Here is a 13013-nt window from a genome sequence, read left to right on the forward strand (position 1 = left end):
TGAACGCGGGTTGTTTGACACCCGTGAATATCTCCGGGAGAGAGACGTAAGAGCACTCCTCGCGACGGGCTGCCGTCGTCAGGGCAAAGAGAATGAACGCCGCTGCGACCCGGTTCGGCTCCTCGGCCAGGGCGTCGACAAAGCGTTTCAACTCATCGCCGGCCAGCGTCCGCTTCCGGATGTTGTTCTCCGGGTGCATGCGAATACCCTTCACCGGGTTGCGTTCGCAGCGCTCCAGCATGATCGCCACGTTGATCACCCGCTTCAACAACGCCAGCAGCCGATTGGCCGTCGCCGGGCAGCACTGAGCCCGCTTGGCATCGTGGAAGCGCAGAATGTCGGCGGTCCGCAGATCGTTGAAGCGGCAGCTACCGAAGGCCGGAGAGAGGTGCAGGCGCCAGCGGGATTCGACATCCTTGGCGCTGCGCAGCGTGGCGAGCGCATTGGGCAGGTACTCGTCGCGGAAGAATTCATTCAGGGTCGGTTCCGTCGCCTTCTGCTGTCGCGCCTCCAGCGGATCGATCCCGTGGGCGATCTGGGCGCGCAGGTCGAGGGCGATGCGGCAGGCGTCGGCCGGATCGAGACCGGGGAAGACGCCAATCTTGATCGCCCTTTTGAGGCCGGGTTGACCCGGTGTGGCGATGGTGTAGCGCAGCAGCCAGCTCTTGATGCCACGCTTGGTCACGACCAGGCGCAGACCGGGGGGCGATTCCAGCGAGGTGTATTCAAGTTCGCCGCTGGGGTGAGTGGCCGGACACGGCGGCAAGCAGTCCAGAGCTTTCCGGGTGAAGCGGATTTTGCGTTGCATCGGGGTTTCTCCTAAAGTTGTCGATACGCCCGGCGCTGGCCGTCGGTGCGTGCAAGGAACTACAAATCCTCTGCTCGGGCCATCAAACCGGCCGGGCAAAGTGCATAGGTTGAACAACGGGAAGGAGCGCCGCCTGCACGGGAGAACCGGCAAGGTCTTCCTTGCCGGCGGCTGATCCATCTCTGGTTTTACGGGCCGGTTTCAGGGGGACTTGGGACCGGCATCGCGCTGTTCCAGATAGCGCACCGTGTCTTCCCAGGCGGCCTGTTCCGCGTGACGGCGCGATAGGCCGGCGCAGAACTGCCGAATGCCGGCACGCTCCTGATAGAACTCCTGTGCGTCATCGTCGAGTGCATAAACTTTCCTGGCCAGTTCCGGGTCGAGCGGTGGGGTGTATTTCGGCGCCTCCACGCGTCAATACTCCGAGGGCAACAACAGGGTGCTGACCGAGCGGTCCCACTCGGTAAGGATCCAGATTCGCGTATCCGGGCCAATGGGGTAGCTCGACTGCAGGCGATCGCCCGATTTCAGGGCGTCTTCGTTCAATCGGGCATCCTCGACCGGCAGGGAACCCCAATCACCCGACAGGTGGCGAGCGAGCAGCGACAGCGGCGTACAGCCGTACTCTTCCAGCGCGGCCAGCGCACCGGGCGTCGCCACGATCCGGCCGGGGGGAAACTTGGGCTGCGTAATCGACAGGGTGGCCGGGTGGTCAGCGTCAGCATTGATGACTTGGTACATGGTTGGTTCTCCAAATGGGAAAAGCCGAAGCACCGTGCAGGGCTTGGGCTTAATCGGTGGGTGGTGGTCAGGTCAGAGGTTTTGACGTCAGGGCCGTGGAACATACAAAACCGCCGGAATCAGGCGGCGATCACGTCCGGTGTCGGGGTGGCGTACTCGCGGCAAAAACGCAGCAGTTCATCGTCCATGCCGGGTTTGTCAGGAACGATCACGATCACGCCATAACCGGAATCGTTGAGGATGTGCACCATCTCAAAACAGTGGCCGGGATGCGCTTCAAGGGTTTCAAAGCAGGGGGCAAAACCGGCCTCGCCATAGCGAACGTCGTTGAACGGGCTCCGGGTCACCCAGATACGCCCTTGATCTTCGATGGCGGCTACGGTGTCACCCGGTTCGATCAGCAGGAACTCGCCCAATTCCTCGAAGGTAAAATCTTCCTGAGCCATTTCATTGAAGCGCCGGGCGAGCAGCGCACGGACATAGCCATCCTTGACTTGGTCAAGGTCGGTCGGGTCAGGCAGAACAAGCATGGTCGGCCTCCTCTGGATCTTCGGCGACGACGGCCACGGTGACCGGCTTGGATTTCTTCTCCTTCTTGCCGGCAGCACCCTTGACCGGCGTTCCTTCAACAATCGCCGGCGCAACCGGTTCCGGCTCAATCTTCTTGGCATCGGGCAGGATGAACGGTTCGCCACCGTCGGCCAGTACGGAGGCTTTCCAGTCAGCCCAATCACCACCCATGACATGCTGATGCGGCGCATCCGGGGCCGGCAACAGCAACCCTTCGTGGCGCAGAGCGGCGACCAGGAAGCCGGCGTTATTGGCCGAGCGTCCGACAAACGCGTCCCGGAAGGTCTTGGCCGGAATTGGTTGATCGACCTTGGTATCTTTCAGGCAGCGCTGGACCCGATTGAAGGGAACTGCCTCGCGGCTGAAATACCCGCCGCCCTCATTGGCGAGCAGGCAGAAATAAACTTCCTGGGTATCGACCCCTTTCAGAACGGCATAGGTAATGCCGCCTTGGGCGTTCAGACTGGTCTTGGGAGCGGTCAGGGTTTTGATTCGCAGGTACTCGATTGCAGAATTCATGGTGGTTTCCTTCATGACGCGTAAAAAGGGAAAGGGCCTTGATCGTGATGACCAAGGCCCTTTCTGAGGGGTACGGCGTTTTCAGTTTCTTGAGCCCATAACGCCGCCAAAGGCTCTTCGGGTTTTGTTCAGCGTTTAATTCGGATGCGCAGATCAATATCAAGTTGTCGCGGGAAGCGGATGGGCACGTAGTGCCGCAGACCAGTGCGCAGCATGGGAACTCCAGTCGGTAACGGGGTGATCCTGGGCTCGAAACCGGGCCAGGTTGATCGATCGGTGATCATTAAAAGAATATATGCACCAAGGGCGGTCGATTACGGTGGGGGGGGGGTGATGGGCCGGCGCATTGTGCTTTTGGCTTTAGCTCTGGGCAGGTGCGAGGGTCACCCGGCATCAGCCACGGGAAAGCGCCCGCGTTGGCCAGCGAACGCCGTAACAAAGGAGTAGGGAATCCTCCCCGTTACTAGCAGGATCAAACCATGCAGAAGAACACAACCCTTCACCCCACGGGCTGGCTGGCCAAGAAACTGGGCCTCTCGATCTCCACAATCGAGCGCCTGCGCGCCCAAGGGTCATCCGAGATTCCGCCCCACTTGATGATCGGCGCCAGCATCCGTTACGCAGACCTGGACGTTGAGGTCTGGATCGAAGAGCGGCTGAAGGCCAGCAAGATTGTCACACCGGCTACCGAAAAAGAGGTACGTGATGAGTGACAACATCCCGTTCAAGCTGGCCGACTACACCATCGGCGACGACGTTGAAGGTCAGGATTCCATCCCGGTCTTCATCACAAAACAGCCTTTCCGCATCCACCCGGACAAATCAAGGGTAACCCGTGTTCACCTGAGCCGGTTCGACGAAAAGAATTGGTGGCTCGTTAAAAGCGCCGTCAAGAAGGCAATGAAAGTCCCGCGCTACTGGGTTGCCGATCTGCATCATGGCGTACTCGAAGACGGCACCAACTTCATCATGCCGTTGACCCACCCCCATCACGGCTGCGAAGGCTACTACGACTCGCTCAAGAAGGCGATCGACAAGGCACGGAGCGCGTGGTGCAAGGTAACCACCGATAACGATGAACGAACTTATAACGTTGGGATCAACAGCAAACTGTGGGCAGAACCCAGTTGGCTCGACGGTGAATGGTCAGACTTCATCGAGGTTGCCTTTCAGGAAAGTACCATCGATACCCTTGAACAAGCCAAGGCACTCTTTGAGCCGTTCCTTCGGCGCCGGATCACCGAGGAGTCAATGGACTGACGGCCGGACCACGACACAGTCGCACACCTGTACTGCAGCACACGCAAACCATGATTAAGTTATAAGAATGCCTCAACCCCTGAAAGGGGTTGGGGCATTCTATTAGCTGTGTGCTACACCGGCAGCACTTGAGTACGGTCCTCGCCCTGGCTGGTTTATTTAATTGAGGAACTTCGTGAAGGGGGTTTGAGCATGAGCTTTCTCGGGCTGTCTGCGAAGCATGTTGCGTCACAATTAAAAAGCCATGTGCTATGTGCAAAACAAGGTTGGCCATCTCAGAATCCTGATCGACCGTCCCTGGCAATTTTTTTGGTTAAAAATTGAAATAGCAAAGGTTGCAATACAGCGTAACCGGCCATGCAGACCTGAAATGTCAAAGTGTGCTCCCGGACGGTGGCGGAATCGCCATAAAGCTGACGTTCAGGCCTTCTTGTTGTAAGGAAGTGCGCTATATTACTGGGTGCCGGTTTACGCGGTTATTTAATACTGTATAAAAACATCAACAAAACGACGCAAAGCCTGTGATAGAGAGCTTTTTCCAATCGTCAAAGGACGCCGAGTTAGGGAGCAGGCGCCATAGTTATGCAGCAAAACTGCTCCCTTTAATAAAGTTGGGCGTCTCAAGCTCCTAAGAAACAGATTTGTAAGTCACTGTTATTATAGAGCGCCTGACCCGCGCGGCGGGATTGGGAGGCTCATAAGTAGTCAACGCGGTTAAATTCCCAAAGTAGCGCAGGTCATTTTTACATCGTGCGTCATGAAGGGAGTCTCGAATGGCAATCGCAACAGTTACTCTGCATAAGTTGGTCCTAGACTCACAAGACTATGGGAGTGACGACGAACACATGGTCTCCCGCGTCTTTTTCGATATGGAAATTGAAGGCAAGAAATACGCAGACCTCTATGCGGATATCAAGCAGCCAATCGGGGGCTCATTCGAATCGTCTGCACTTGAGGTGTCCAGCCCCGCGAACTACAAAGGCACATTCAATTATGAGGCATTCCGCGCCATTGTTGAGCGCTATTACCGCAGCCTTGTCGGAGCTACTGGTTCAGGCATTCGCATTACCGGTTCTTCAAACATCCGCATGCGAAACAACACGTTCGTCCAGTCCGTCACCGACCAATTTGAAGTCAAAGTTTCAGGTGGGCCATGGTAAGCCGCCCAACCCTGCGGTCGACCCCGTTCGCTTCGCTCTCTGGACGCCGCGCGATGAAGCCGCGCAGCGCCGGTCACCTTGAGCGTTAGGCGGCTAAAAATAAGCACTCTACAAGGAAGCACAATATGCACAAGGCCAGAAGCGTCATCCTTCTTACTCTTGCCGCATGTATCGCCGGGTGCGACTCGCAAGATTGGCAACCCTATATGGATAAACCTGAAGTTGCACCACAGGTAACGTTTCCAACGTTGCTTGAGTGCCAGCAATATCTTCATTTCCGTTTCGGTAACATCAACAGCACTGGAACCATGTACTGCATCTCGGGATGCTCAAAATCCCAAACACAGCCGAAACCAAACGAGTTCAGGTTGGGTGAGCTCAACTGTCCAGTTGATGGCAAGCAGATCGTCGGACAGATTATTCCTCGCCAGTGAGTTTCCGCCTAACACTGCGCTCCAAGGGACGTTGAGCGATAAAGCCGCACAGCGCCCCTGAGCTGGATCGTTAGGCACTTCAGGAGAAAGAAATGTTCAATGTAGCATTCAGAAAAAGTTTCGTTTTGTGGCAATCGTCTATCATTTTGGCGACTGCATTGCTTTCAATTCCTGCATTTGCAATTGATTCAAAAATGCAGTTGTCCGGAGCGAGTTTCTCAGATTTCTGTACACGGGCTGACGAGAGTTGGATTAGTTTCTGCAACGGCTACATTCAAGCTGTAATTGATGGTATTCGTGAAGATGATAAAGTTTGCTTCCCGAATGGCACGTCACGCACCGATGTTGTGACCATTACGGAGAGAAAAATTACTGCTTCAAGCCAGCTACGAGCAATGAATGCTCATGATGCTGTTCGCTTGGTGTGGCGCCGTTCATATCCATGTCGGTGAGGCGTTGTGGCCTTATGCCAACATTGCGTTCAAGACGGACGGCTTCTCCGCCGCTTAACTTTGGCGTTACTCATTCCCATGTCCTTCGCATCTCTGATGGAAGCATCATGAAGAAACTATTAGCAGCATTGTTCCTTGGGATCATTTGCTCCTGTGCAATCGAAGGTAGTGCCGAATTCACCCTGTATCGCACAGGTATTGATATGCCCACACAAAAGCACGATGAGACCCTACGGATTGGTATCGCGACTTTTGATCTCCTTCCTCTCAAGAGTGTCGAAGACAACGCCAAATACAACCTCGCGAACTGTGAGTTTGCCCAAGAGCTGTTTAGCGCCAGCCAACCACATTATCGCGGTAGCATATACAGCACCATCAAAGTCAAGTATTGGTGCGAAAAAGGGCGCTTCAAAAAGTGAGTTCGAAAATGGCTAACCCACCATTCCACCGGACGCTGCGCGATAAAGCCACGCATCGCCGAAACATTTTGGTCGGAGGTTAATGATATGTGGTTGATTGCCTACGTCATCGGAGCCCTTGAAATGGGGCTGATCACCGGGCTGATAGTCAAGGTGATAACAAGCGGTGGGTGGTTGAGTACGGTCAACAATCTCGATGGTATTAGCCGCGTATTTGATCACGCAACGTGATGTTGTAGGGGTGATCCCCCTCGGGGAACTTGAACAAACGAACCCTTTGAGGGAGTCTCTGGTTACCAAGCCAAGAGACCACGCCAGTGTGCCACGCCCTTCTGCAAGACCTGAGGTTTTTTCAATTTCTTCTGCGCATTGACCAGGAACTGGCTGCCCAAGCACGAGCGGAAGGTTGTGCATGCGGCGGCGCTTTGCACCGTGCCGACTATCCGCGCAAGCCACGTGCCTGCCCGACAGAAATTCGTGGTGACTTTGATACGCGCTTCAGCTTCTGCTGCAATCGTTGTCGCTGTCGCACGACTTCAAAGTCCGTTCGTTTTCTGGGACGGCGCGTGTATCTCGCGCTGGCGGTGGTGCTGGTATCTGGCCGGCATGCCGGCCAGATACCAGCGGCGACGCGACTTTTCGTGTCGTTGGACATTCCTGTACGTACGCTGCAACGCTGGCGCCAGTGGTGGGGGCAGCAATTTCCGCTGACGCCGCTGTGGCAAGCGTGTTGTGCGCGCTTCATGCCGCCGGTGGCAAGCGATGCCTTTCCTGCCGGATTGCTCGAACGATTTTGTGGGAACGCGGAGGAAGCGCTGATGCAACTCCTTCTCTTCCTGAGTCCGATCACCGTCAGGAAAGTCACATTGCCTGAGGGGTGGTGATCACCCGCAGAGGATGCGGATAGCCAACTCCGACGAGGGCTCGTAGCCTTCACTCCCTGTTGTGGCGCCGCCGGTGCTGCCTCACTGGGAGACCTTCTTGAGTCATGTTGTCGATCCACTGAAACGTGATCGCTGGGCGCGCTTGCGCTTCTCGATCATCGGCCCCTTGCTGGCCGCGCCACCCGCTGCAGGTGAATTGCAAATCGCCTTGACGGCGCTTGCTGCCACATCATGGCGCCACCCGGTCTCTGCCCTGGATGTCCGTTTCGGGGTGTCCACGCTGGAGCGCTGGTACTACACCGCCCGCGCAGCTGCCGACCCCGTGGCTGCGCTCAGAAACCGTCTGCGCGGCGACGTCGGTCGATTCCCCAGCCTCCGGCCCACCGCCATCGTCACTCTGACGACGCAGTATCGCGAACACCCTGGCTGGACAATGCAACTGCATTTCGACAACCTCCGTGCCACCCTGGATGGCAGCGATACACCCGTTCCTTCGTATCCCACCATCCGGCGTTACCTCACGGCCTGCGGAATGTTCCGGCAAGCGCAGCCCAAGCGCGCTACCGCCGGCGCGTTATTGGCCCGGGACCGCCTCGACCGGCTGGAGGTCAGGAGTTTCGAGGTCGACCATGTGTCCGCACTCTGGCACCTCGATTTCCATCACGCCTCACGCAAGGTGCTGGGTCGCGCCGGCTCCTGGGTCAAGCCGATGTTGCTCGGCGTCATCGACGACCGCTCACGCCTGGTCTGCCACCTGCAGTGGTATCTTGATGAAACCGCCGAGAGCTTGGTGCATGGACTCTCGCAGGCGTTCATGAAACGCGGTCTGCCGCGTGCCCTGATGACGGACAACGGCGCGGCCATGCTGGCCGATGAGACCGTCACCGGCCTGGCCGCTTTGGGAATCGTTCATCAGACGACTCTTCCGTATTCGCCCTACCAGAATGCCAAGCAGGAATCCTTCTGGGGACGTGTCGAAGGGCGTCTGATGGCCATGCTTGAAGGCGAGGAATCCCTTACGCTCGATCTCCTCAATCAGGCAACACAGGCCTGGGTCGAGCAGGAGTATCACCGGACGCTCCATTCCGAGATCGGCGCCACCCCGCTGGCGCACTATCTGGCCGGCCCCAATGTGCGTCGCGAATGCCCCAGTACCGCCGTGCTGGCGGCCGCATTTCGCGTCGAGGTGGCACGACGGCAACGGCGTTCCGACGGAACGGTGAGTCTGGCGGGTAAGCGCTTCGAGATTCCCTCCCATTATCGCCACCTCGGCGTGGTGCATCTGCGCTATGCCCGCTGGGATCTGACCCAGGTCGATCTGGTCGATCCCCGTGCCGGTGTGATCCTTTGCCCGGTCAAACCGCTCGACAAGTCCGCCAATGCGGATGGCCAGCGTCGACGCTTGACTCCGGTGATGACCGATCTGTCTCCGCTACCCCCCTCAGGCATCGCCCCCTTGCTGCGCCAGTTGCTCGCCGACTACGCGGCCACCGGCTTGCCGCCTGCCTATTTACCGACTGACAAGGACTGCGCATGAATCAGAAACTCCTCGCCCTTTACGGGTTAAAGTGGAATCCCTTCTCCCCGGAATTGCCGACCGAGGCCATCTTCATACCGCCCCGAATTGAGAACTTCTGCTGGCGTATCGAGCACGCACTGATTCGCGAGGGGGGCTTTGCGATGATTCATGGCGATCCGGGCACCGGGAAGAGTGTGGTCTTGCGCCTTCTGGCCGAGCGCCTTTCGCGCTTGCCGGATGTGACGGTTGGCGCGATCAATCACCCGCAGAGCAACCTGGCCGATTTTTATCGTGAAATGGGTGACATCTTTACGGTGCCCTTGCGCCCACACAATCGTTGGGGTGGCTTCAAGGCATTGCGCGAGGTGTGGTTCGCTCATCTGGAAACAACGCGGCGGCGTGCCGTCCTGCTCATCGACGAAGCACAGGAGATGAGTCCGGCTGTCCTTGGTGAATTGCGCTTGCTGGCCAGCGCACGTTTCGATTCACAGTCGCTCCTGTGCGTGGTGATCGCGGGCGATGCCCGTCTGATCGAGAAACTGCGGCATGAGGAGTTGATCCCGCTCGGCTCACGCATACGCACCCGTTTGGCGACCGAGCATGCGAGCCGGGATGAATTGCTGACCTGCCTTAACCACTTGCTCGCGGGTGCCGGCAATGCCAGTCTGATGACGCCAACGTTGCAGCAGACGTTGTGCGATCACGCGGCCGGTAATTTCCGCATTCTGACCACCTTGGCCGCCGAACTCCTGGCGGTGGCGACCCAGCGTGATCTGCCGCAACTTGATGAGAAGCTTTATCTGGATGTCTTTGCCCAGCCCGAGATGCCAACGCCGCGCCGCGTGGCAGCAGGCCGCTGATCCGGAGTCAATGCCCATGCGCCCCGACTCCCGCCCCGTTACCTTCACGATCAACCTGCCGACGCTGCCCGATGAGGCTGTCATCGAGATTCAGGACTTCCTCTTCGAGATCCTTGAGTTGTTCGAAACCCATTACGGACGGCAGATCCAGCGATTCCTCGATGATTACTCTGCTAGCAACATCGTCTATTCCAATCCGCAGGCTAATCTGACGGAGGACGACCCTCCTTTCTGATCGCAGTGATAATGCGCCTCAGGCACAAAATGCCGGTGGCGCATTGCTTATCGCTTCCCGCTCCACGAACCATCGCAGTACGTGCAAAGCAGGCCATCAAATCAGGTGACCACACTCAGGTGGTGGTATGTAGGACTGATTGCAATCATTGCCTACCTGTTCGCGATCGGTGGTGGGCGGGTTTCAAAAGTTCTCGTGACGCTTACATTAACGATGGGGCTTGCCCTTCTCTTTATTGGGTTCGGTTTTATTGCAGCGATAGCAGGCTTCATCGCTTTTACTATCGTTATGGAAATACTCCCGCAACTTGCGGGTAAGAAAGAAGAGCCAGATGAACCATTTTGAGTGGCGTTGGTGGTGAGGCATCATGAATACCCCCTCTCTCGAAGATCTAGATGGCAGACTGCTGGACGGACTCGATTTCTGCGCGGCGACCTACGCACTATTCGAATCCGTTCGTAGCACGCCCGAAGGTGTCAAGAGTTTGTGCCTTCGCTCTGGTCCAACAGAGAAGCGCCTGCTAGAAGAGCTACTTCCGATCTGCCGATATATCCAAACCTATTATCGTGCGGGGAGATATATCTCTGTACGCTGGGTCAACGGAAGCCAGTCATACGACGCCGAACTCCACCAGCATGGCGAGTACATCACGCAGGGATGTTACAAGCCCATCTCATACCTTGAGGCCAGCGTCCCCTGTACCGCAGGGTTAACCCCCAAACGGTTGAATTTCGCCATGCTCGATGACGTGCAGGCCAAGCTTGGAAAGCATTGGCTGAACGACAAGCTCATACACCGCGACGGAGACAGCGAGACCATGACTGGATAGCTCGGGCTTGCATGTGGCGCCTTGGTGAATGATTTGATTTCGTAGTTTCTGAAGCGCAGTGCATTCTGCAAGGAGCTTGTCATTTGTTTCCTTCCGCTTGATTGCCTGAATGTCCATTCCTGCGAGTTCCGAGAATAGTTGCGCCAAAAGGCTCGAATATCGGTCGAACCCCGGCTGACCAAGTGCTTTCTCGACGATGATGCCAGCCAGACCTTCGCTGAGCACCAAGCCATGCACGACTGGCTTGAGCAACGTGGCCTTGAGCAGTATTTCAATGGCAGTGACAAAGAAGACGACTGCTGCCGAGTTGTGTCCGCCTTGGGCAAGCCGTTTTCCTTCTTGAATCGCGTCAACAGCGGGACGCATGACTTGGGGATTCGCAACATAGAAGGACCGAAGGCGATCCGCCGTAAACTCACCAATGGCTTGAACTGTGTGCTCGGGATAGAGTTCGCGACCTATTTGGTCGTACATCTCGTCACGGGCAGCATCGGTCGGGTCGTAGCACATAGGGGGCTAACGAATAATAGGCGTGCTCGCCCGGAAGCTACTTGTTCTTTGCACGAAGTGCATCCACCTGATTCTTGAAACCGGCATCCGAATAGTAGAGCCGCTTATACGCGGCCTGCAGCTCCGGCTGTATCCCAGCTTGGGCGACCTGACGGGCGGTCGAGACGAAGAGCGTGTAGTACATTAATGCTGCGAAGGCCACTGCAATGATGACGGGCGTCCACGAACCAAACGAAAAGGCAGTGGCACCACCAATCAGTGCGCAACCCGTCGCAAGCGAGACGAACGACATTGAGTGGTCAAGCTGCAATGCAACTGCCAGCGCACCCCGCTTGCGTGCTTCCTCATCATCTTCTCGTACCAACCGGTCCGCTATGTCCGATGGCACGAAGGGAGTTTGCGGATTCATAGGACCAATGCACGCCTAACGAGCACTAGGTTAGGTTTCTGACCCACGCTCATGCTTCCAACTCCTTCATTACGAGGACGGGGAAGTGTTGCTGAATTGCTCTCATAGCTTCGCGAATAAGCGGTAGCATAAAGTCCCCCTTCTGTCGGCTTTGCTTGATGGAAAGCCAACTCGTTTTGTTGATGTTTTTATGCACTATTAAATAACCGCGTAAAACGCCACCCTGTAATATAGCGCATTAGCTTACAACAAGAAGGCCTGAACGTCTGCTTTATGGCGATTTCGCCACCGTCCGCTCATGGCCGGTTGGGTGAGTTCGCCAATGGCAGCTACGGAGCGGTCCAGTTCGCCGAACCTGGATTTGGCTGACAGGCCGCTTTCGGGCAACCGCTACGGCCGCTTTGGGTTGTCAAGGGGCAGTGAATGACAGAAATCGAACGGCGGGTGACAGCCTGAAGCAGGCATAGGCTCCACTGATCATTTCCAACACGATTGTGGTCTCATGAAAATCGCTTAATTCAATCCTACATTGCACATAACCAATAAAATTGTGCGGCTACGTATGAGGATAGGTTTCATGATGCCCAACGAAGACAGGGTTCGTCCAACAAACGGTTCGATCGTGGCTTCGCACGGTAACCTTATTCGTTGGGCCTGATTGAGGCGCGGCATTGCCTTAAGTGCACCATTATTTGCACTTTTCTCCCAGTTTTTCCAACGCCCTATCCTTGCCCAGAAGGTAGTCGTCGACGTAAACCCTTCCCTCACGTCCCCCTGTGTAGAGTACATCCCTAAACCCGTAGCCGCTAATGTCGCCAAAGATGCCATCGCCACGATCGGGGTCGTAGCCCCCATACCACTCGAGAATGTAAAGACCGCTGGGCCCGTCGGCGATGAAATAGCCACAGCCTCGTACTCTTAAAACGATTGTAATTGGTGCCTCCGATGGACTTGCTGCTCTCGACCCTGGCTTGCTTGAGCCTTTCCCGCTTGAGGGCTTTGAACTTCGGCCTGATGTTTGTACGGGAATAATGCCTACGGTCTTTCCGTCGACCAGCATCTTTCCGCGCGAAGGGCAAATGGTCACGCTCGGATAGTAGGCATAAAGATACTCGTATGAACCAGATACCTCATATATCGAGCCATCGGATGTTCGAAATATTTCTCCATGATTACCCATAAGGGGACTGGGGGCCATCACCGATGTATTGAAGCATTCCTGCCCGTAAGCTGGCATGCACGAAAGAAGTATTGCTATGGCAAAAAGCGGTCGCATGTTTTTCCTTTTTAGCAGGCTCAGTAGAGCTAACCGGCCCTGCGCGGCTTTATCGCGCCGCGTCCAGCGATCGAAGGGAGCGAGGTTAAGCGCCGTGTTCAGCGTCCGCAGGCCTAAACCTTGGATAT

20 protein-coding genes are annotated in these 13013 nt (G+C 56.3%); 12 read left to right on the forward strand and 8 right to left on the reverse strand.

Annotated elements, in window-relative coordinates; translation table 11 throughout:
* The 5 genes from ACOYNV_RS06385 to ACOYNV_RS06405 all read right to left on the reverse strand — a co-directional run.
* On the reverse strand, positions 1-808 hold an 808-nt coding region (locus tag ACOYNV_RS06385), incomplete at its 3' end, for a tyrosine-type recombinase/integrase (protein ID WP_422898919.1).
* 201 nt (positions 809-1009) lie between these two features.
* On the reverse strand, positions 1010-1219 hold the full coding sequence (locus ACOYNV_RS06390) for a hypothetical protein (protein WP_422898920.1): 210 nt from the start codon (positions 1217-1219) through the stop codon (positions 1010-1012).
* A 3-nt stretch (positions 1220-1222) separates the two neighbouring features.
* Positions 1223-1549 (reverse strand): hypothetical protein, encoded by a 327-nt coding sequence (locus ACOYNV_RS06395; protein WP_422898921.1) that lies wholly within the window; start codon positions 1547-1549, stop codon positions 1223-1225.
* A gap of 119 nt (positions 1550-1668) precedes the next feature.
* On the reverse strand, positions 1669-2079 hold the full coding sequence (locus tag ACOYNV_RS06400; protein ID WP_422898922.1) for a hypothetical protein: 411 nt from the start codon (positions 2077-2079) through the stop codon (positions 1669-1671).
* Positions 2063-2638: a hypothetical protein gene (locus ACOYNV_RS06405; protein WP_422898923.1), complete on the reverse strand. Its 576-nt coding sequence runs from the start codon at positions 2636-2638 to the stop codon at positions 2063-2065. The genes ACOYNV_RS06400 and ACOYNV_RS06405 overlap by 17 nt, the downstream gene beginning before the upstream one ends.
* Positions 2639-3117: 479 nt before the next feature.
* On the opposite strand from ACOYNV_RS06405, the gene ACOYNV_RS06410 reads away from it, so the two are divergent.
* From ACOYNV_RS06410 to ACOYNV_RS06465, 12 genes are all read left to right on the forward strand, one after another.
* Entirely contained in the window at positions 3118-3351 is a 234-nt protein-coding gene (locus tag ACOYNV_RS06410) for a helix-turn-helix transcriptional regulator (protein ID WP_422898924.1), read from the forward strand.
* Complete coding sequence (locus tag ACOYNV_RS06415; protein ID WP_422898925.1) at positions 3344-3898, forward strand: hypothetical protein; 555 nt, start codon at positions 3344-3346, stop codon at positions 3896-3898. Before ACOYNV_RS06410 ends, ACOYNV_RS06415 begins: the two co-directional genes overlap by 8 nt.
* A 773-nt stretch (positions 3899-4671) precedes the next feature.
* Positions 4672-5058, forward strand: coding sequence for a hypothetical protein (locus ACOYNV_RS06420; RefSeq protein ID WP_422898926.1), 387 nt, complete (start codon positions 4672-4674; stop codon positions 5056-5058).
* 125 nt (positions 5059-5183) lie between these two features.
* Positions 5184-5492: a hypothetical protein gene (locus ACOYNV_RS06425; RefSeq protein WP_422898927.1), complete on the forward strand. Its 309-nt coding sequence runs from the start codon at positions 5184-5186 to the stop codon at positions 5490-5492.
* A gap of 92 nt (positions 5493-5584) precedes the next feature.
* Positions 5585-5944 (forward strand): Rap1a/Tai family immunity protein, encoded by a 360-nt coding sequence (locus ACOYNV_RS06430; RefSeq protein WP_422898928.1) that lies wholly within the window; start codon positions 5585-5587, stop codon positions 5942-5944.
* A 107-nt stretch (positions 5945-6051) separates the two neighbouring features.
* Positions 6052-6363 (forward strand): hypothetical protein, encoded by a 312-nt coding sequence (locus tag ACOYNV_RS06435; RefSeq protein ID WP_422898929.1) that lies wholly within the window; start codon positions 6052-6054, stop codon positions 6361-6363.
* An 87-nt stretch (positions 6364-6450) separates the two neighbouring features.
* A complete protein-coding gene (locus ACOYNV_RS06440) occupies positions 6451-6594 on the forward strand; it encodes a hypothetical protein (protein ID WP_422898930.1) in 144 nt (47 codons plus the stop codon).
* Between the two features lie 86 nt (positions 6595-6680).
* The gene (locus ACOYNV_RS06445; protein ID WP_422898931.1) at positions 6681-7247 is read left to right on the forward strand and encodes a hypothetical protein; all 567 of its coding nucleotides are present in this window, start codon (positions 6681-6683) and stop codon (positions 7245-7247) included.
* Between the two features lie 97 nt (positions 7248-7344).
* Positions 7345-8784: a DDE-type integrase/transposase/recombinase gene (locus tag ACOYNV_RS06450; protein WP_422898932.1), complete on the forward strand. Its 1440-nt coding sequence runs from the start codon at positions 7345-7347 to the stop codon at positions 8782-8784.
* Positions 8781-9626, forward strand: a complete 846-nt coding sequence (locus ACOYNV_RS06455) for an ExeA family protein (protein ID WP_422898933.1) — start codon at positions 8781-8783, stop codon at positions 9624-9626. The genes ACOYNV_RS06450 and ACOYNV_RS06455 overlap by 4 nt, the downstream gene beginning before the upstream one ends.
* A gap of 16 nt (positions 9627-9642) precedes the next feature.
* A complete protein-coding gene (locus ACOYNV_RS06460) occupies positions 9643-9861 on the forward strand; it encodes a hypothetical protein (RefSeq protein WP_422898934.1) in 219 nt (72 codons plus the stop codon).
* 105 nt (positions 9862-9966) lie between these two features.
* A complete protein-coding gene (locus ACOYNV_RS06465; protein ID WP_422898935.1) occupies positions 9967-10206 on the forward strand; it encodes a hypothetical protein in 240 nt (79 codons plus the stop codon).
* Positions 10207-10570: 364 nt separating this feature from the next.
* Here ACOYNV_RS06465 and ACOYNV_RS06470 read toward each other — a convergent pair whose 3' ends face one another.
* From ACOYNV_RS06470 to ACOYNV_RS06480, 3 genes are all read right to left on the reverse strand, one after another.
* Positions 10571-11056, reverse strand: a complete 486-nt coding sequence (locus tag ACOYNV_RS06470; RefSeq protein WP_422898936.1) for a hypothetical protein — start codon at positions 11054-11056, stop codon at positions 10571-10573.
* Positions 11057-11237: 181 nt separating this feature from the next.
* Positions 11238-11609 (reverse strand): hypothetical protein, encoded by a 372-nt coding sequence (locus ACOYNV_RS06475; RefSeq protein WP_422898937.1) that lies wholly within the window; start codon positions 11607-11609, stop codon positions 11238-11240.
* 688 nt (positions 11610-12297) lie between these two features.
* Positions 12298-12885 (reverse strand): hypothetical protein, encoded by a 588-nt coding sequence (locus ACOYNV_RS06480; protein ID WP_422898938.1) that lies wholly within the window; start codon positions 12883-12885, stop codon positions 12298-12300.
* Positions 12886-13013: the final 128 nt, after the last annotated feature.

This window comes from Propionivibrio sp. (assembly GCF_049316945.1).
Classification (GTDB): Bacteria; Pseudomonadota; Gammaproteobacteria; order Burkholderiales; family Rhodocyclaceae; genus Propionivibrio.